Below are 18,094 nucleotides of genomic sequence, written 5' to 3'. Positions count from 1 at the left end.
AATTTTTGTAATTGAAAAAGGGGTAGTGAGCTAACTTAAGATATTATTAGTTTATTGTAATAATTTATATCTAATAGCCAAATGGATTTTTAAAGAATTGAAGCATAGATAGGTAAAAATAAGTTTTTTGCTGTATTGTATACAAACAAAACAGAAGCCTTAAAAAGACTTCTATTTTGTGACATATTATGAATGATAAGGTGGTTAACAAACTAAGATAATGTGAGTGAGCGGTAAAAATCTATTTATAGCTGTTTCAGGAATTTCTTATAACAAGGCTATTTAGGAAAAGTGGTCCCTACAATGCTAATAAAAATTAAAACATTCTACTCATTAAAACTTAGACTAACTACAGTTGCGATAGATTGGGCTGCATGTTCCCAGCTTCCATCTATAACTTTACCAATCTGCTGACCAAGTGAATTTAAATCATTTGGATTAACTGGAATTCCATTATACGCAGCAAGAATTGATAAAAGTGGAGCAGCAAATGGTGTCCAACCACCTCTATCAATATTAAATACAGGCTTATCTACTACTTTTCCATCTTGCACAGTAAACTCATAATAAAATTGATCATCTGGACGGAAACTTAAATGATGAGAAATTTGTCCCTTAACATATTTTTTTCCTCCACCTAGATTTACTACTTCTATTTCTTTTACGTTAAATTCATGCTCAAATACTTTTATTTTTTTGACTTCTGGACCATTTAAGGCAGCATTAACAGCTGTTTCTAAATTATTTTGTGCTAATGGTTGAATACTCATTTGTGCCTCTTTTTGTTGGATAGGAGCCTCTTTTTCTGCAGCAAATACTGATGTAGAAGGTAGTGCACCTGTAGCTAACGTAGCTGCAAGTGCTGTTGTCATCATGATTTTTCTTTTCATCTTCATAGTTTATCTTCCTCTCTTAAAGTTTTGATATATAATCTTTTAAAGACTGACATTGTGTAATATTCTATTTAATAATGCACAAAAAACTGGTTTAAGAATTATGTCAGAGAATTAAAATTATATATGTATTTTAGATGATATCTATCTACACATATTTTTTCAATTTTTAGATAAATATAATGGTAATGACTTCTTAAGAGTCAATTTAGTACCTTGTTTATCTATAGAAATCCTATAAATAAACTAATTCTATAGTGAATGTAATATATTTGATATCAAATGTCTTACATAATGCTATAAAATTTCACAATTTTTTATTTTAAAGAATGGAGCAATAGGGATTCTAATTGCAAGGGATACGGGAATAGCCTAATCAATTAGAGTTTGAAAGAATTCTTTTCTTAGGATTCCCTCACTTCTAAATGAAGTGAAAGAGGGGGTAGTTCAAAATAATGAGAAGGAATCAAAGTTATGATGTATTGAAAGAAAAGAGAAAAGAGCGTAATAATTTTCCGAACCGGGGTTAAATGTCAAAGGTTCGAAATAATCTTCTAAACCTTGAAATAACAGGTAAAAATAATAAGCACTCACGTAGAAGTGCTTATTCAAATTCGATTTCTGTTTTACCATCTGATGTGAAGTATCTTATGGTTGTTTTGTCGTATTCTTGCAAGCCACTCTGCGCAACGGCGTCTTTTAACTTTGTTCTCGTTCTGTAGCCGGAATTTTTCCGTAAGCCTTCATCAGCATTTGACAATGCTGTTTTGTCAACGAAAACATATAATACATACAAGTTATTTTCTTTATTTAATTCAACCGCTGTTACAGTACCACCGAAATATTCTATAATCTCCTTGGTTCTACGTTCAATACTTTTCGTCATTCGTGTCTGCTCATCTTTTGGTTGTTCTGTTTTCACCGTTGTTTGTTGTGTTTTTGACTGCTCCTGTTGAACCATTTCTTTTTCACCGCAAGCTGCTAACATTACAACCGATAAACCAACTACTAATACTAATTTCTTCATCATCTAAATCCTCTTAATGTTAATATCTAAATATTATCATAAAATGAAATTTATTGCTGGATATGGAGTGATATGTAATGCTTTTCGTGAGTATGAATTATGTGGTGTCACCTATTGTAACAGTTAAAATGTTAGTACTTATCTTTCTTAATAACTTTATATATTTGACTTCGTGAAAAGCATTTTAATGGATTGTTTTAGCTTAATATAAAAAAGAGAACGCATTATTATTTACGTCCTCTTTTTATATATTAGATAAATTAAAGCAGAAACTTTTATTTTAATTATGTAGATTCACGAATAATTAAGTTAGTAGGATATTCAATAATTTTACGTTTAATAGATTCATCTGTATTTATATATAGTAGTATCTCGTTAACGGTACGTTTACTCAGTTCAACAATTGGAATATCAATAGTACTAATTGTTGGGGTTGTAACTGTACAAATTAATTGATTATCATAACCACAAACAGCTAAGTCAGTTGGAATAGAATACCCTTTAATAGTAGCTCCTTTAATGACTCCAGCAGCAACTTGATCATTTCCAGTAAATAATGCAGTAGGTTTATCTTTTAATTTATCTAGTTTCTCAAAAATTTTAAATCCATCATTAATAGTAATTGCATCTCCAAATAGCCAATTTTTATTGAATGGTAATTGTTTTTCTTTTAAGGCATGCAGATAACCTTGTTGGCGTTTTAATTGTGCTTGACTATTAAGAGAGTCAAAACAAAAGCCAATTTTTTTATGACCTTTGCTTATTAAATGTTTAACAGCTTTGTATCCAGCTTCAAATTCATCGTAACAAATTATCGGAATAGGTGCATTTTCCTCATACTCATTACAAAGTATTATGGGCCCATATGCTAAATAATGCTCTATATTTTCCCAACTATTTTCTAGGGATGCGAGAATTACACCATCTACAGCTTTATTCTTTAGTAATGAAAGTAATTCAAGCTCTATTTTTTTCTCATAAAAAGTCTGATAAATTAGCAATTTGTAATTGTGTTTTAATAATTCTTTAGAAATTTCTCTAGCTAATTTCCCGAAAAAAGGATGATCTATATTTGGAATTGATAGAGCAATGGTTTGTGTCTTATTTATCCTAAGATTCCTAGCAATAGCACTAGGAGTATAGTTGAATTCTTGCATTACTTTTATTATTTTCTCACGTTTTTCTGAATTTACATAAGGATGATTATTTAGAACTCTTGAAACCGTAGCATTTGATACATTACATAATTTAGCTATTTCATTAATTGTTACCATAGAGAAACCCTCCGTAAAAAATATGTTGACATGTAATCGATAACATAAAATATAGTCTACTCATGATTTTCAAAATAATTTCTTAGAGGTGATTTAACGTGAAAACTCTTACTACAATTTCTGGACATAGTAAAGACAATTTAGCTTTATTAAAGTGCCTACAGGGGGAAACAAAAGAAAAAGAATTTGAAATTAGTAATATATTGCCGAATCACAAGATGAAAGAGAAATTATTTAGGGAAAACAAATTGAAAATAGATATTGATATAGAAAAAGATATTTTCAATTATAGCAGAAAAAATATACAGAAAATAGAATTTATGCCAGTTAATCGGTTGATTTCTCAAGATGAGGTTGAAAAAATTATTGGAGTTTTAAAAGATGTTTTACCAACAGGTCAATTTACAAGTGGACCATTTTCAAAAAAGCTAGAAGAAGTAATCGGAAGTTATTTAAATAAAAAGTTTGTAATTGCAACAAGCAGTGGTACAGATGCCCTTATGGTGTCATTGTTATCTATTGGTATTCAGCCTGGAGATGAAGTAATTATGCCAGCTAATAGTTTTGCGGCTACTGAAAATGCCGTGTTAGCAGTCGGAGCAAAACCTATATTTGTAGATATAGATCAGAAGAGTTATTGTATTGATCCATCTAAAATAGAAGAAGCTATCACCAAAAAAACTAAATGCATTTTACCTGTACATTTGTATGGTAAACAATGTGAAATGAAAAAAATTCGTGAAATTGCGGATATATATCAATTAAGAGTTATTGAAGATGCATGTCAAGCTATTGGTTCTTCAAATCTTGGAGAATATGGAGATATTATTGTCCTTAGTTTTAATCCATATAAGAATTTTGGTGTATGTGGTAAGGCAGGAGCAATAATTACTGATAATGAAACTCTTGCCATTCGTTGCAATCAATATAGTTATCATGGATTTGAAATTGATAAAAAAAATAAAAAGGTATTAGACTTTGGATTCAATTCTAAAATTGATAATTTGCAAGCAGCTATTGGTTTGGAAAGAATTAAGTACTTATCATATAACAATTTAAAAAGGGCGTATTTAGCTCAACGATATATACGTGATTTAAAAGAATTAGAGGATAGAGAACTAATTAAGCTACCTACAATGACAGAAGATAATGTCTGGCACCTTTTTCCGATTAGAGTTGAAAATGGAAGAAGAGACGAGTTGAAAAATAAATTGTACCAATTGTATAACATTGAAACAGATATTTATTATCCGATATTATCTCATAAACAAAATACTAAGTGGATAAAGGAAAATTATTTGCAAAACAATATGTTCAATACAGAGCAAGTTCATAAAGAAATATTACATTTACCTTTACATCCAAATATGATGTTAGAAGAGCAAAATTTCGTTTTGGAGGGATTATTCAATGTCAATAAGTAATGAAGTTTTACAGTCTTTAAATTTTGAAAGATTACCACAAGTTAAAAAGCCTAAGTATGTAGTGTTCTGTGATTTTGATGAAACTTATTATCCTCATAACATGGATGATTCTAAAAGAAGCAATATGAAATTGTTAGAAAAGTATTTGTATGAACACGGAAGTAAAGGGGATTTAGTAATTGGTTGGATAACGGGAAGTAGTTTAGAATCAATTGTTGAAAAAATGAAAAAGGGTGGTATTCAGTATTTCCCTCATTTTGTGGCGAGTGGATTAGGTACAGAAATAACGTACTTTGATAGTAATGGGACTACTATAGATGATCAAATTTGGGAAGAGAGAATTATAGAGGGTGGTTTTGATTCTTCGAAGATTGAAAGAATTCTTAAATTGCTAGAATTAAAATATGAAATTTTTTTAAGACCTCAGACACAATTAGGAAGTTCTAAGTACAAATTTAATTTTTATTATGAAGAGCAAAATGAATTTATTGATGCAAAGAATTTAGAAAAGATAGAAGAAATCGGAGAGATATTCCAAGTTGGAGTTAATATTAACAAATGTAATCCATTAGCTGGTGATCCAGAAAATTGCTATGATGTAGATTTTATTCCACTTGGAACAGGTAAAGATGAGATAGTGAAATTTATTTTAGACAAGTACGAACTAGATAAAACAAATGCAATTGCTTTTGGAGATAGTGGGAATGATTTAAGGATGCTACAAGCTGTAAGGCATGGCTATTTAGTAGAAAATGCAACAGAAGAGGCCAAAAAAACACACTCAATGCTAGCTCAAGGTGAATACTCGATTGGAATTTTAAATACTCTAAAGCACATTATTAATTAAAAGGGGATGTTCATATAATGAATATTGGGATTATAGGTGCAGGAAGTATTGCAAGAGCTCATTCTAGAGCATTATCAACTATTGATAATTGTAAATTAGTTGGAGTGTATGATGTTAATTCTGAGAATGCCGATAAATTGGTAGGGGATTTTGGTGGGAAGGTTTTTGATAGCTATGAAGAGTTACTAGAAGTAGTTGATGGGGTAATAATATCTTCCCCGAATTTTTGTCATAAATCTCAAGCTGTTCAAGCATTATTAAAAAACAAACATGTTTTATGTGAAAAGCCTATGGCGATTTCTTGTGAGGAAGCAAAGTACATGATGACAATAGCGAAAAATACTAATTTAGTCGCTTCAATGGGGTTTAATTATCGCTACTTATCCTATGTTAAGGCTTTAAAGCAATTAATTCAAAATGAAGAATTAGGGGAAATAGTAGTAATAAGATTGCATTTTAAAAAAAATAGCGCTTTTAGGAGAACTTCGTTTACTTGGCGAGATGATTTTCAAAGTAATAGAACTAGTGGAGCCTTGGGAGATTTGGGAATTCATCTAATAGATTTACTATGGTTTTTATTTGAGAGTGATTTTAGAGAGGATACCGTTCGAACTAAAATCAAAACAAATGTTAAGGAAAAAGAAAGCAAACCAGTTTTTGTTGATGACTATGCTGAGGTTTATGGCCAATTGGAAAATAAGGTTTTTGTTAATATTACAACATCTAAAAGTTCATTTCCTGATGATTGTGGTTTTAGTATAGAGGTAATAGGTACGAAAAAAGAATATAAGTATTCTTCTAAAGAGCCAAATAAATATAGACTCTTTGATGGATTGGAAAAACATGAAATCGCATTACCATTACCTTTACTAGTCGATCCAGAAAATGAGATTTTTGAATGGTCTGATTCTTTTAGAAGTGAAATTTTAGAATGGGCAAAGGCTGCGGAAGGTGGTCCTAAAAAGTCTGTAGCAACATTTGAAGATGGATTTCGTTCACAAGTTATTTTGGATATGTTTTTTGATAAAAGCAGTAGTAATAAAGAGCGATCTGTAGCAACTATTTAGTTTTATGGTAAAAACAGGGGTTTAGAACTTTTACTTAAATCCCTGTTTTTATTTTGGATTGGAGTTGAGAAAAGATGCGGTTAATGTTTTATTATGGTTGCTTGTTTTATTTTATTGTAGGAATCATACATGTTTGTATCGGTAGTTTAATTCCTTCATTAATACAATATTATGGAAGAACCCCTGATCAATTAGGTGTTTTAATATTTTTTCAATTTACAGGTTTTTTATTTGGTGTTCTAAGTTCGCCTATACTAGTAAGAAAGTATCATTATTTTAAAACAATAACATTAGGTGTTTTAGTAATGTCCATCGTTCTAGGAGGTTTTATATATATAAAAGAATGGGCATATTTATCTGTTATTTGCTTTGTATTAGGCTATGGAGCAGGTTTGTTAGAAACTACGGTGGGTTCCTTTATTATTTCAGCAGAAAGGAATAGTGCTGCTAAATTTAGCATTCTTGAAGTATGGTTTGGGGTTGGGGCGCTAGGGTTTCCGTTACTAGTTAATTATATTATAAAATTTTATGAATGGTATTTTATTCTTTATGGGATATTACTATTCTTTATTTTTACACTATTTGTTTGGTACATGTTTGGACGTACAAAATTTCTAAATTTTTCTCCTCAAAATAATGAAAAGGGAGGAGCATCCCTTTCCTCATTTACTCTGAAATTTAAAAGTGAAAAGATTACAGTTATATTATTTATTTCACTTTTTGCATTCTTATATGCAGGCATAGAAACTAATCTTGCAAATTTTTTATCTACAATAATGATTCTTACCAATAATGAATTAATCAGTTCATTGAGTATATCTTGTTTTTGGCTAGCAATAGTTATAGGAAGAATACTTGTAGGTAAGCTAGCCCATAAATTTAATTATTGGACATACATTACATCTAGTTGCTTTACATTAGTGATTCTTTTATCTCTATTTCCCTTTGTTCGAGGTACAGGTATGTATTTGTTTATCATCTTTATTATTGGTTTAGTCATAGCGGGTGTTTTTCCAATAACATTAATCTTAGCTTCCCGTATTATGGAAAATAATATTGATCAAGTGACTAGTCTATTTATCGCATCGGCCAGTTTAGGGGGGGCACTAGTATCTTTCTTAATTAGCTGGAGTCTATCATTAAATACTATAACTGTTACTTTTGGGATATTTTCACTTTTTGCATTGAGTCTAGGTTGTATTATTTTAAAAATGAGGAAAATTGCAACTTACGGTAACGAAAGTGCCAAAAAGGTAGAAAGTATGAAAAATTTATAGAAAAAATTTTTATAATATGAAAAAGTTAATTTTATTGGGAATTCCTAAAAAAGTTGATAAAGTTAAAAATTCTGTATTTGGGCTTTGTTTTATATATTGTGCTGTGTAATATATAAAACAGAGATACTTCAAAAATAAAAATGATATGCAACAGTGACCAGTTCTCAGGTAATAAAAAGTTATTTTAATTAGCTTTTCAGATTAATCTAAGAGGGGTTTGTTATCGAATGGAGATAAAGATTAGTAAAAAGGATAAGATTGATATCTCTAAAAAATTAAAGTCTTTTTTAGCTGAACAGTATTCACTGGAATTGGGTGAATACATAAGCTATGAGTTACTTGAATTCATAATAAAGGAATTAAATCCACATTTTAATCAAGTTACTAGGGATAGGTTGGAAATGTTGTTAAAGAATATAGAGAAAGATATATACAGTCAATAGACTTTAAATGACAATTGAAAAAATAAGGTATCATTTTAGATACCTTAATACCCAGTAAGAGTAGAATAAGTAATGCGTTACAAAACACCCATCCAATTTTATTGATTATAAAGGATGGGTGTTTTCTTTCTTAGGATATTATGAAAAACTTGTCGATGAAAGTCTACATTAAAGACTGTCCCGCATTTTTGTATGCTATATCATTTTCTATAACTAAAACCTAATGATATATAGACTAATTCCATATGGGAATAGTTAATAAATGACAGAATTGAAATAAAATTAGAAAAAATACCTATATAATGGTAGAATATGGTTGGTTAACCTATAGATGAATAATCAATAAATCTATTATTAAAGGGGGAATTAATTTGGGGAATAGGAACAAAAGAATGAAAAATTATTTTCAAAGGTTAATAGCTGTAAGTGTTTGTATTTTGTTAGTTTTTCTGGGGAGCAATTATTCAAAAGCCGAAACTGTTACACCAATAACATTAAATCCTAAAGATGTAGAAGCGTTCACCAATAAAGTAATCCCAGAGAAAATGAAAAAAGAAAACGCGGCTGGTGTAGCTCTTGTCGTTGTAAAGGATAATCAAATTCTATTTCAAAAGGGATTCGGATTTTCCGATAAAGAAAAGAATACTCCCATCGATCCTAACAAAACAGTTTTTCGATTAGCGTCAATATCAAAAGTTTTTACTGCTAGTGCTGTCATGCAGTTAGTTGAACAAGGAAAAATTGATTTAAATAAAGATATAGTAAATTATATGGGGGGATTAAAGTACCAAAATAACATGGGTGAACCAGTTACAATGGAGCATTTACTTACCCATACAACAGGGTTTGATTACGTAGATCCTAGACCAGAGGACATCCATTATCAAGATAATGATTATACAATGCTTAAAGATTATGTAGAAGATAATATGCCCACAGTAGTGAGAAAGCCAGGAGATACATATACATATGATAATTTTGCTTCTATGCTTCAAGGGTATATTGTTCAAAATCTGACAAACACACCTTTTTACAAATATATGGCCAAAAATGTTTTTTACCCTTTAGAAATGCATAATAGCAGTTTTGTTATGACAAATTTTATTAAAGAAAAGTTAGCAACAGGATATGATGCTAAAGGTAATGTTATCCCATTTTATCAAACTAGACCAACAGATATGCCACAAGGGAGTATGTTTTCTACAGGGAGTGATGTAGCCAATTTCATGATTGCTCAATTGAATGATGGTAAATTTAAAAATAACCAAATACTACAAAAAGAAACTGTAGAAGATATGCAAAAAACAAAATTTGCTTTACATCCCAAATACCCTAATATGACATACGGATTTGAGTTCTTTTCACCGCAAAGTCATAATGGGCAATATGTGTTTGGTAAAGGTGGGAATATACCAGGTTTTTCATCTTTAATGTGGTTAATTCCAGAGCATAAAATTGGAGTTTTTGTTGTTACAAATAAAGATAGTTCAGCACTACCTGTTGAAGTATTTGATGATTTTATGAATGAATATTTCCCAGATAAGACAAAGCCTGAATATTTGAAACCTAATGAAGAAGAATTAAAGAAATTTGAAGGGGTTTACCGTGATTTGAGATTAAAAAACCTAATGTCACATGTAAACATAAGTGAAGGGAAATTATATGTAAGTGATAAAGCATATGGTAAACAGGAGCTAAAACAAATAGACCCTTTACTATTTGAGGATGAAAAAGGGGATTATATGGCGTTTAAACTTCACAAAGATGGTACCGTGAAAGAAATGATACATTGGAACTCTGGTAGTTCAGCGGTGAAGCTAAGTGAGCCTGAGAGATTTAAAGACGTAGATGAAAATCATCCATATGCTAAGTTTATAAATCCTTTACATCAATACGAGGTATTACAAGCAAATAAGGAGGGGAATTTCACTCCAGAATCTTCTCTTACATGAGCAGAATTTGCATATTGGTTATCTCAAATTGCTTACTTTACGCCACCTTCAAAAAAAGAACCAGTGTTTTCTGATGTGAAAAATCATCCATATGCACCACATATTCAAAAGTTATATGAAATTGGTATTTTATATGAAAAAGAAGGGGAACAATTCCATCCAGACCGTGCAATTACTAGACAAGAAGCAGCATGGATTACCTGGCAGTATTTAAAAATGTTAGGAGCGCCATCTGCAGATGCAACATTAAAGGGAGAAACTGATGAATGGGCAATAGAATCCGTGAAAAACATTGTAGGTCATCGTTTAGTAGGGCCTGAGGTTATATATAATGAAGATGGATCAGCAGATTATCTATCAAAACAAAGTATGAAACGGCAAGAGGCAGCTGCATTATTATTTTACGTTTTATTATCTAGTTAATTTGTTTTGAGATAAATTTCACAAAGAGAGAAGATCTAAAGAGCTTGAAATAATACACAGAAAAAGAATAATCTTTGACCAATGATTATTCGTAACAAATAGAGGTGGCGGAGTTATAAGCATACTCCAAATCTTAAGTATAGTTGTAATTAGAAGGATTTCATAAGTGTTTTGTAATGTAAGGAGCTCCTTTCAGGGGAGCTTTTTTTATATTATTATTATTATTATTAATTTCATGTACCGTAATTATTAATAATAATAATATAAAAACCTATAACAAGGGGATTCAGTCCAAGCCAGGTCACAGTAATACATTCGTTACCGCCTTTCTTTTTTTGAAGGAGATTTTAGTATTTTGAAATAGCGCAAACATTGCTATCAAGTTAAGATTATGCAAAGTCAATTTAAGACGAAATTGTTCTGTTTTCTAAAGGGAGAGTATATTGCTTTAACTATTGTAAATAATTTTGAGTCCGATAGAGCTCTTATTCTTGGCGTAAAATTAAACCCCAATAAATGGGTAAATCCGAAAATCTATTTTGTGTAACCGACTGTGTCTGAATACAGCAATATGACTTTACTTGGTGTAATAGGTATGATAGGCTCGTTATTCAGAAAAGATTCCGATTGAGAAAAGCACATCCATAAAGGAGGATTGGTAATCATGAGTGATAAAGTACTTATTGTGGAAGATGAACGTGAAATTGCCGATTTGGTTGAGCTATACTTGAAAAACGAGAATTATACGGTTTTCAAATACTATACTGCTAAAGAAGCGTTGGAATGTATAGACAAGAATGCTATTGACCTTGCAATATTGGACATTATGCTTCCCGACGTAAGTGGTCTCACTATCTGTCAAAAAATAAGAGAAAAGCATACCTATCCAATTATCATGTTGACAGCGAAAGATACAGAAGTAGATAAAATTACTGGGCTAACAATTGGCGCGGATGATTATATTACAAAGCCTTTTCGTCCACTAGAGTTAATTGCGCGAGTCAAAGCGCAGTTACGCCGGTATAAAAAATACAATGGAGTAACGGCACAGAACGAGAATGTTATCGTCCACTCTGGTCTTGTTATTAATATAAGCACGCATGAGTGTTCTCTGAACGAGAAACCGTTATCTCTCACTCCCACCGAGTTTTCAATCCTGCGTATCCTCTGTGAAAACAAGGGAAATGTGGTTAGCTCTGAGCAGCTGTTTCATGAGATATGGGGTGACGAATATTTCAGCAAGAGTAATAACACTATCACCGTGCATATCCGACATCTGCGAGAAAAGATGAACGACACGGTTGATAATCCGAAATATATAAAAACGGTATGGGGGATCGGCTATAAAATTGAAAAATAAAAAAATCGATTATTCAAAATTAAAACGGAAACTCTACCAATATATCCTTACGATTGTCATGGCAGCAGTTGTATTTGTGCTGTTTTTACGTCTATTTATCCAAGGAACACTTGGAGAGTGGATCGTACGTTTTTTGGAAAACAGTTATCATTTAGAGCGTTGGGACGCAATGATAATATATCAGTATACTATACGGAACAATATAGAAATTTTTATTTATGTGGCGGTAGCCATTAGTATTCTTATTCTATGCCGAGTTATGCTTTTAAAATTTGTAGAATACTTTGAAGAGATAAATACCGGTATTGATATACTTATTCAGAACGAAGATAAACAAATTGAGCTTTCTGCGGAAATGGAGTTCATGGAACAGAAGCTCAACACGTTAAAGCGAACCCTTGAAAAGCGAGAGCATGATGCAAAGCTGGCCGAACAAAGAAAAAATGAAGTTGTTATGTACTTGGCACACGATATTAAAACGCCTCTTACATCAGTTATCGGTTATCTAATCCTGCTTGACGAGGCACCAGACATGCCAAGAGAGCAAAAGGCAAAATATGTGCGTATCACGTTAGAAAAAGCGTATCGCCTGGAACAGCTAATTGACGAGTTTTTTGAAATTACGCGATATAACCTTCAAACGATTACGCTCACGAAAAAACATATAGATCTATATTATATGTTGGTGCAAATGACTGATGAATTTTATCCCCAGCTTGCCGCGAAGGGAAAACAGGTGGTACTCCATGCTTCTGAAGATTTGACCGTATTTGGTGACCCTGATAAGCTAGCGAGGGTCTTTAACAATATTTTGAAAAACGCCACTGCATACAGCAAGGACGACAGCGTTATTGACATTAAGGCGGACCTATCCGAGGATGTGGTATCTATCGTTTTCGAGAATGCTGGATGCATCCCGAAAGATAAACTCGCTAACATATTTGAAAAGTTTTACAGATTGGATGATGCCCGTTCTTCTGATACGGGCGGCGCGGGACTTGGATTGGCGATTGCAAAAGAAATCATTGTTCAGCATGGTGGACAGATTTACGCGGAAAGTAATGATAACTCTACGACATTCACGGTAGAGCTTCCAGCCTTTCAAGACTTGGTTGATAAAGAGGGTTCATAGAAAATAATCACTGTTTCTTAAGGAATTCTTAAGGTTATCTCTACTTTTTCTTAGGAAATTAACAATTTAATATTAAAAAATGGCTCGTTCTTATGCGGTAGACTTAAACCATAAGAACGAGCTTTTTTTATTTCGTCAAAGAAAGATATGATAACTTATGCGTGGATTAAAATAGCTCAAATGTTTAGAAAAAGAGTGACACAAATACTTCTTTTCCTTTTAACGAATTGTGTCAAATGAGCAATCTGCTGTTTTGGATGTACCTGCACACAACTGAACAGAGTATCCACATAGATATAGCTTCGCTTTGCAGAAAGTAATCGTTAAGAGTTACATATCCGAAATCTTCAGCGCTGAATCAGCGTGACATCATCATCAAGTCATTTACTTAAGGAGGAAGCTGAAAATGAAGAAGTAGTGTTTTTTATTGTTATTTTTCTTAGGTTTTGCTTTCATGAATAAAGCACTGTTTTTTCAGAATAAAGTAGAGGTACAAAAATATAACCAAAATCACAAAGATAACATAGATAATACAGGGACTACCTCAATTATTCAAAAGAAAGAGATTGTAAAAGAACAGATCTATCAAGGGGATTTGCTCTTAATTAACAGTAAATAGCCTATTCGCTATGTCGGTTTGCCTCACAGTACGATTATGCAAAAAATGAATTTAGCCTTGGAAGAATACCTGGATTATTTAAAAGAAGAAGAGAGTATTTCAGCAAGCATTGATGGGAAAAAATATACGATTTCATATTATCCCTTTTTTCAAAACAAGACAATTGACGTTGAAATACCAGTAAATTAATTTCGTGAAATATCTGGAAATAATATAGATGGGGTGATTGTGACCACCCGTGCTTGAATTATATTCTAAAATGACAAAGTTATAGATTACAATGTAAAGTTAGGAGATTTTAAATGCATTCAGGAGTTTTGATTAATTATTTATATACTTATTTTTTTACTATTATTTTTTGTATAGTGTTTCAAATTGGATTTTATTTTAAAACGAAAAAAAATATATCTATTCAGCATTTTGTATGGGTGTATGTTTTTCTATTCTACCTTTCACTAGTGTATAAGGTAACGCAGATAGGGACTATATGGGACATAGGTAGATACGAAACATTAATTCGTGCAAATCAAATTAACTTGATTCCATTTGCTTCTGAAGGTATGACTACTTATGTCTTAAACATTTTACTGTTTATGCCATTAGGTTTTTTATTGCCGACTATTTGGCCGCAGTTTAGAACAATGAAAAGTGCTGCCTATGCTGGATTCGGTTTTTCATTGGCTATTGAGTTAGGTCAATTGCTAGATAATAGAATTACAGATATTGATGATTTATCTATGAACACCCTGGGAGCAATTATTGGGTATTTATTATATAGAGTATTATTCAAAATGATATATAAAAGAGATGAAAAAAAGATTGATAATAATATTTCTCTAGTAATAAAATACGAGGCTATTTTTTATTTAGTTTGCTCATTTATAGGTATGATGTTGATTTATTATCCAGTTTTATTTAGACGGCCTCTAATCCTTCAATAAGGTGATTAAGATACTGTCAGATAATATACATATAGCAAATTGATTCTTAAATAATAGGATATTACATATACCCATTTATATTAAATTCTCATAGAAATTTTTCAAAACTATTCTTACTGAAAGTTGAGTGGTTATTGAATTGATTTCTATTGCTCTCGTTTTATATCAAAGTACTAGCCTTTAATTAACAATTATATCCATTGTGAAAAAATAAGATAGGCTTTAATATTTACCAGTATTTAAATGCCGAAAATTATTTAAGGCATTTCAACCAAAATTTAAGAGGAGCATACAATGAACAAACTAAAAAGGATATTGAAACGTAAAACGACTTGGATAATTCTTATCCTATTCGTATTTGTTTATGTAAATAACAGTTCTTTTTTTGCTAAGAGGGACGATGGGACTCCTCTTCTTCTTGCTCACCGAGGACTTTCACAAACATTTAGCATGGAAGAGATTGAGAGTGATACATGTACAGCAGAACGTATAAATAAACCTGAACATTCTTATTTAGAAAATACAATTCCATCTATGGAAGCGGCATTTAAAGCTGGAGCTGATCTAGTAGAGTTTGATGTTCAACCAACTAAAGATAATAATTTTGTTATTTTTCATGACTGGACTCTTGATTGCCGTACTAATGGTAAAGGTGTTACAAGAGATTTTACAACAAAAAAATTACAAGCACTTGATATTGGTTACGGTTATACAGCTGATGGGGGTAAAACATTCCCGTTTCGTGGCAAAGGGATTAATCTTATGCCAACACTTGATGAAGTACTTACCCATTTTCCAGACCGTTCTTTTCTTATTCATATTAAAAGTGATGATGAAAATGAAGGAATTCAATTGGCTACTCACCTCAAGAAATTACCAGCGAAGCGCCTTGATCAACTAACTGTATATGGTGGCGATAAACCAATTGCTGCGATAAAAGAGCGCATCCCTAGTTTACGAACAATGTCAAAAGCGACCATGAAAAAAGATCTTATTACTTATATGGCATTAGGGTGGACTGGCTACATACCTTCAAGCCTGAAGCATGGAGAATTACATATACCAGACAAAGTGGCTCCTTGGCTTTGGGGATGGCCAAATCGTTTTCTTAATCGAATGGATAAAGCAGATACTCGAGTTATCATTGTAGGAGGAAATGGGTTTGGGTTTTCAAGTGGATTTGACTCATCTGAAGATATAAAACGCCTTCCTGAAGATTATACAGGTGGAATTTGGACAAATCGCCTTGATAAAATAGCACCTGTATTTAAGAAATAAGGGATAATATAACAGTCGAAGTTTTTTTCATCTGTTTAACCATTTATATTTTAAAAGAAGACTTATTAATAATTTTAAAGGTTTATATACCGATAAACACCCTTGATTTCCTATGAATAATGGAAATCAGGGGTGTTTTTTGAATGAAGAAAACTTATTTTAAACAGAAGTACGACAATGATTAATAATTACTCGCAAGATGTAAAAAAATGAGCTGAATCCTCATAACTAACTGTAGAAAAGTAAATTTTTCATTTGGGGGTACTTTCAAATCTTAGGTTGATAGACATGTGAAGGTACCCCTATAAGGAGTTAATATCTTAATAATTCTATAAATGGATAATATGCAATTTTTCATATTTGAACAATAAATTCGAAAATAATTGTATATTAAATTTTGCAATTATTTCTTTTATATTACTCATATTGAAGGGGGAAAACGAATGAAAAAACGGTTATTACATTGCTTGCTGCAGGAACAATGTTAGGTGCTCCTTTTTCAACTGCGTTTGCAGAAGAACAAGCCTCTCAACAAGAAGCAATGAATAAAATGGAGGTACTACAAAAAAATTGGAATGAGGAACAGGGAAGTCCTTCATTTCTTTCGGGTGATTTATCTGATAAAAAGGTAGAGACTCAAAAAGCGGTAAAAGAGTTTCTTGAAGAAAATAAAGAATTATTTAAAATAAATCCACAAAAAGATTTAACACTTAAAGAAGTGAAATCAGATGATTTAGGTATGAAACATTATGTTTATACACGATCTATAAATAAAATACCTGTTGACGGTGCACAATTTATTGTACATACAGATAAAGAGGGTAAAGTAACTACGGTCAATGGAGATGTCCACCCAGCTGCAGAGGAGAGTTTAAAGGGTAATACAAAAGCAAAAATTACAAAGGAAACAGCACTTTCAAATGCTTGGAAACATATTAAACTTACAAAAAGTGATACGCTAGTAAAAATGGATGGGAATGCATTAGATCAGATAAAAGAAAACTTAGAGTCTACTAATGAAACAGCAGATTTAGTTGTATACGAAAAAGATGGAACATACTATTTAACGTTTAAAGTGAAACTACAATTTATTAAACCCTATGGTGCTAACTGGCACATCTATGTTAATGCGGAAGATGGGACAATTGTAGATTCATATAATGCAGTTACAGATGCAGATAGTGCTCATAAAGGCTACGGATATGGGGTATTAGGAGATAAAAAAGAATTAAATACAACTTTTAGTAGTGTAAAGGGAAAATACTACTTAAAAGACACAACAAAACCTATGAATGGCGGCTACATTGAAACATTTACAGTAAATCATAGTGATGAAGATTATCCAATAAATTATCGTTTGTTTGATGAGGATGATGCTTGGATAAATAAAGATCAGGGGCCAGCAGTTGATGCCCATTACCATGCAGGAAAAGTCTATGATTATTATAAAAATGTCCATAATCGTAACAGTATTGATGGGAAAGGTAAAACAATTCGCTCTGCTGTGAATTATGGGGTTAACGTAAATAACGCATTTTGGAATGGCCAGCAAATGATATATGGGGATGGAGATGGTCGCAGATTTATTCCGCTTTCTGGTTCTCTTGATGTTGTGGCACATGAATTAACTCATGCTGTTACAGAGTATTCTGCTGATCTTCGTTACGTAAATCAATCAGGTGCATTAAATGAATCTTTCTCTGATGCGTTTGGCTATTTTGTTGACCCTACCAATTGGGATGTAGGGGATGCTGTATTTACACCTGGTGTTTCTGGAGACGCATTGCGAAGCTTATCTAATCCTGAGAAATATGGACAACCTGCTCATATGAGGAATTATCAATATCTTCCAGAAACTGAAGAAGGAGATAATGGTGGAGTGCATATAAATAGTGGTATTCCGAATAAGGCTGCATACCTGACAATTAATTCTATTGGTAAAGAAAAGGCAGAAAAAATCTATTATCGTGCGTTAACAACATATTTGACTCCAACTAGCGACTTTAAACAAGCTCGTACTGCTTTATTACAATCTGCGGCTGATTATGATAGTGTAACGTATAAAGCCATAGAAAATGCTTGGAATCAGGTCGGTGTAAAATAATTTAGTTACTATAGGCTAGGAATTATAGCTATT

13 protein-coding genes and 3 pseudogenes are annotated in these 18,094 nt (G+C 31.9%); 12 read left to right on the top strand and 4 right to left on the bottom strand.

Annotation, left to right across the window (positions count from 1 at the left end; all coding sequences use genetic code 11):
• Positions 1-326: 326 nt before the first annotated feature.
• The 3 genes from AAG068_RS16080 to AAG068_RS16070 all read right to left on the bottom strand — a co-directional run bounded on the left by AAG068_RS16080 (position 327) and on the right by AAG068_RS16070 (position 3,194).
• Positions 327-896, bottom strand: coding sequence for a methyltransferase (locus AAG068_RS16080; RefSeq protein WP_342714950.1), 570 nt, complete (start codon positions 894-896; stop codon positions 327-329).
• A 601-nt stretch (positions 897-1,497) separates the two neighbouring features.
• A complete protein-coding gene (locus tag AAG068_RS16075) occupies positions 1,498-1,923 on the bottom strand; it encodes a hypothetical protein (RefSeq protein ID WP_342714949.1) in 426 nt (141 codons plus the stop codon).
• A 281-nt stretch (positions 1,924-2,204) separates the two neighbouring features.
• Positions 2,205-3,194 (bottom strand): LacI family DNA-binding transcriptional regulator, encoded by a 990-nt coding sequence (locus tag AAG068_RS16070; protein WP_000256373.1) that lies wholly within the window; start codon positions 3,192-3,194, stop codon positions 2,205-2,207.
• Positions 3,195-3,292: 98 nt separating this feature from the next.
• On the opposite strand from AAG068_RS16070, the gene AAG068_RS16065 reads away from it, so the two are divergent.
• From AAG068_RS16065 to AAG068_RS16040, 6 genes and pseudogenes are all read left to right on the top strand, one after another.
• A complete protein-coding gene (locus AAG068_RS16065) occupies positions 3,293-4,618 on the top strand; it encodes a DegT/DnrJ/EryC1/StrS family aminotransferase (protein WP_342714948.1) in 1,326 nt (441 codons plus the stop codon).
• Entirely contained in the window at positions 4,605-5,465 is an 861-nt protein-coding gene (locus tag AAG068_RS16060) for an HAD-IIB family hydrolase (RefSeq protein ID WP_342714947.1), read from the top strand. The genes AAG068_RS16065 and AAG068_RS16060 overlap by 14 nt, the downstream gene beginning before the upstream one ends.
• A gap of 17 nt (positions 5,466-5,482) precedes the next feature.
• Entirely contained in the window at positions 5,483-6,532 is a 1,050-nt protein-coding gene (locus AAG068_RS16055; protein ID WP_342714946.1) for a Gfo/Idh/MocA family protein, read from the top strand.
• A gap of 74 nt (positions 6,533-6,606) precedes the next feature.
• Positions 6,607-7,809, top strand: a complete 1,203-nt coding sequence (locus tag AAG068_RS16050) for an MFS transporter (RefSeq protein WP_342714945.1) — start codon at positions 6,607-6,609, stop codon at positions 7,807-7,809.
• A gap of 227 nt (positions 7,810-8,036) precedes the next feature.
• Positions 8,037-8,252: a DUF2164 family protein gene (locus AAG068_RS16045; RefSeq protein ID WP_000403244.1), complete on the top strand. Its 216-nt coding sequence runs from the start codon at positions 8,037-8,039 to the stop codon at positions 8,250-8,252.
• A 392-nt stretch (positions 8,253-8,644) separates the two neighbouring features.
• Positions 8,645-10,627: pseudogene (locus tag AAG068_RS16040) on the top strand (serine hydrolase).
• A gap of 459 nt (positions 10,628-11,086) precedes the next feature.
• Here the strand turns inward: AAG068_RS16040 and AAG068_RS29980 are convergent.
• A pseudogene (locus tag AAG068_RS29980) lies at positions 11,087-11,191 on the bottom strand (Tn3 family transposase); the annotation flags it as partial.
• Positions 11,192-11,291: 100 nt separating this feature from the next.
• On the opposite strand from AAG068_RS29980, the gene vanR-A reads away from it, so the two are divergent.
• The 6 genes and pseudogenes from vanR-A (at position 11,292) to AAG068_RS16010 (ending at position 18,061) form a co-directional block, all read left to right on the top strand.
• Positions 11,292-11,987: a vancomycin resistance response regulator transcription factor VanR-A gene (gene vanR-A, locus AAG068_RS16035; protein ID WP_001281104.1), complete on the top strand. Its 696-nt coding sequence runs from the start codon at positions 11,292-11,294 to the stop codon at positions 11,985-11,987.
• Positions 11,971-13,119, top strand: coding sequence for a vancomycin resistance histidine kinase VanS (gene vanS / locus AAG068_RS16030; protein ID WP_428846004.1), 1,149 nt, complete (start codon positions 11,971-11,973; stop codon positions 13,117-13,119). The genes vanR-A and vanS overlap by 17 nt, the downstream gene beginning before the upstream one ends.
• 622 nt (positions 13,120-13,741) lie before the next feature.
• A pseudogene (locus AAG068_RS29975) lies at positions 13,742-13,927 on the top strand (D-Ala-D-Ala carboxypeptidase VanY); the annotation flags it as partial.
• A gap of 113 nt (positions 13,928-14,040) precedes the next feature.
• Complete coding sequence (locus AAG068_RS16020; protein ID WP_048561045.1) at positions 14,041-14,679, top strand: VanZ family protein; 639 nt, start codon at positions 14,041-14,043, stop codon at positions 14,677-14,679.
• A 294-nt stretch (positions 14,680-14,973) separates the two neighbouring features.
• Complete coding sequence (locus tag AAG068_RS16015; RefSeq protein ID WP_342714942.1) at positions 14,974-15,957, top strand: glycerophosphodiester phosphodiesterase family protein; 984 nt, start codon at positions 14,974-14,976, stop codon at positions 15,955-15,957.
• Between the two features lie 481 nt (positions 15,958-16,438).
• Complete coding sequence (locus tag AAG068_RS16010; protein ID WP_342719776.1) at positions 16,439-18,061, top strand: M4 family metallopeptidase; 1,623 nt, start codon at positions 16,439-16,441, stop codon at positions 18,059-18,061.
• Positions 18,062-18,094 lie beyond the last annotated feature (33 nt).

Origin of the sequence: Bacillus paramycoides, assembly GCF_038971285.1 — a bacterium.
Taxonomy (GTDB): Bacteria; Bacillota; Bacilli; order Bacillales; family Bacillaceae_G; genus Bacillus_A.
This window is presented reverse-complemented; position numbering and strand designations above follow the sequence as displayed.

Coding starts and splice junctions, on each gene's coding strand:
- AAG068_RS16010 (WP_342719776.1), top strand. CDS start 16,439: ATGTTAGGTGCTCCTTTTTCAACTGCGTTTGCAGAAGAACAAGCCTCT.
- AAG068_RS16060 (WP_342714947.1), top strand. CDS start 4,605: ATGTCAATAAGTAATGAAGTTTTACAGTCTTTAAATTTTGAAAGATTA.
- AAG068_RS16055 (WP_342714946.1), top strand. CDS start 5,483: ATGAATATTGGGATTATAGGTGCAGGAAGTATTGCAAGAGCTCATTCT.
- AAG068_RS16015 (WP_342714942.1), top strand. CDS start 14,974: ATGAACAAACTAAAAAGGATATTGAAACGTAAAACGACTTGGATAATT.
- AAG068_RS16075 (WP_342714949.1), bottom strand. CDS start 1,923: ATGATGAAGAAATTAGTATTAGTAGTTGGTTTATCGGTTGTAATGTTA.
- AAG068_RS16070 (WP_000256373.1), bottom strand. CDS start 3,194: ATGGTAACAATTAATGAAATAGCTAAATTATGTAATGTATCAAATGCT.
- AAG068_RS16050 (WP_342714945.1), top strand. CDS start 6,607: ATGCGGTTAATGTTTTATTATGGTTGCTTGTTTTATTTTATTGTAGGA.
- AAG068_RS16020 (WP_048561045.1), top strand. CDS start 14,041: ATGCATTCAGGAGTTTTGATTAATTATTTATATACTTATTTTTTTACT.
- vanR-A (WP_001281104.1), top strand. CDS start 11,292: ATGAGTGATAAAGTACTTATTGTGGAAGATGAACGTGAAATTGCCGAT.
- AAG068_RS16080 (WP_342714950.1), bottom strand. CDS start 896: ATGAAGATGAAAAGAAAAATCATGATGACAACAGCACTTGCAGCTACG.
- AAG068_RS16045 (WP_000403244.1), top strand. CDS start 8,037: ATGGAGATAAAGATTAGTAAAAAGGATAAGATTGATATCTCTAAAAAA.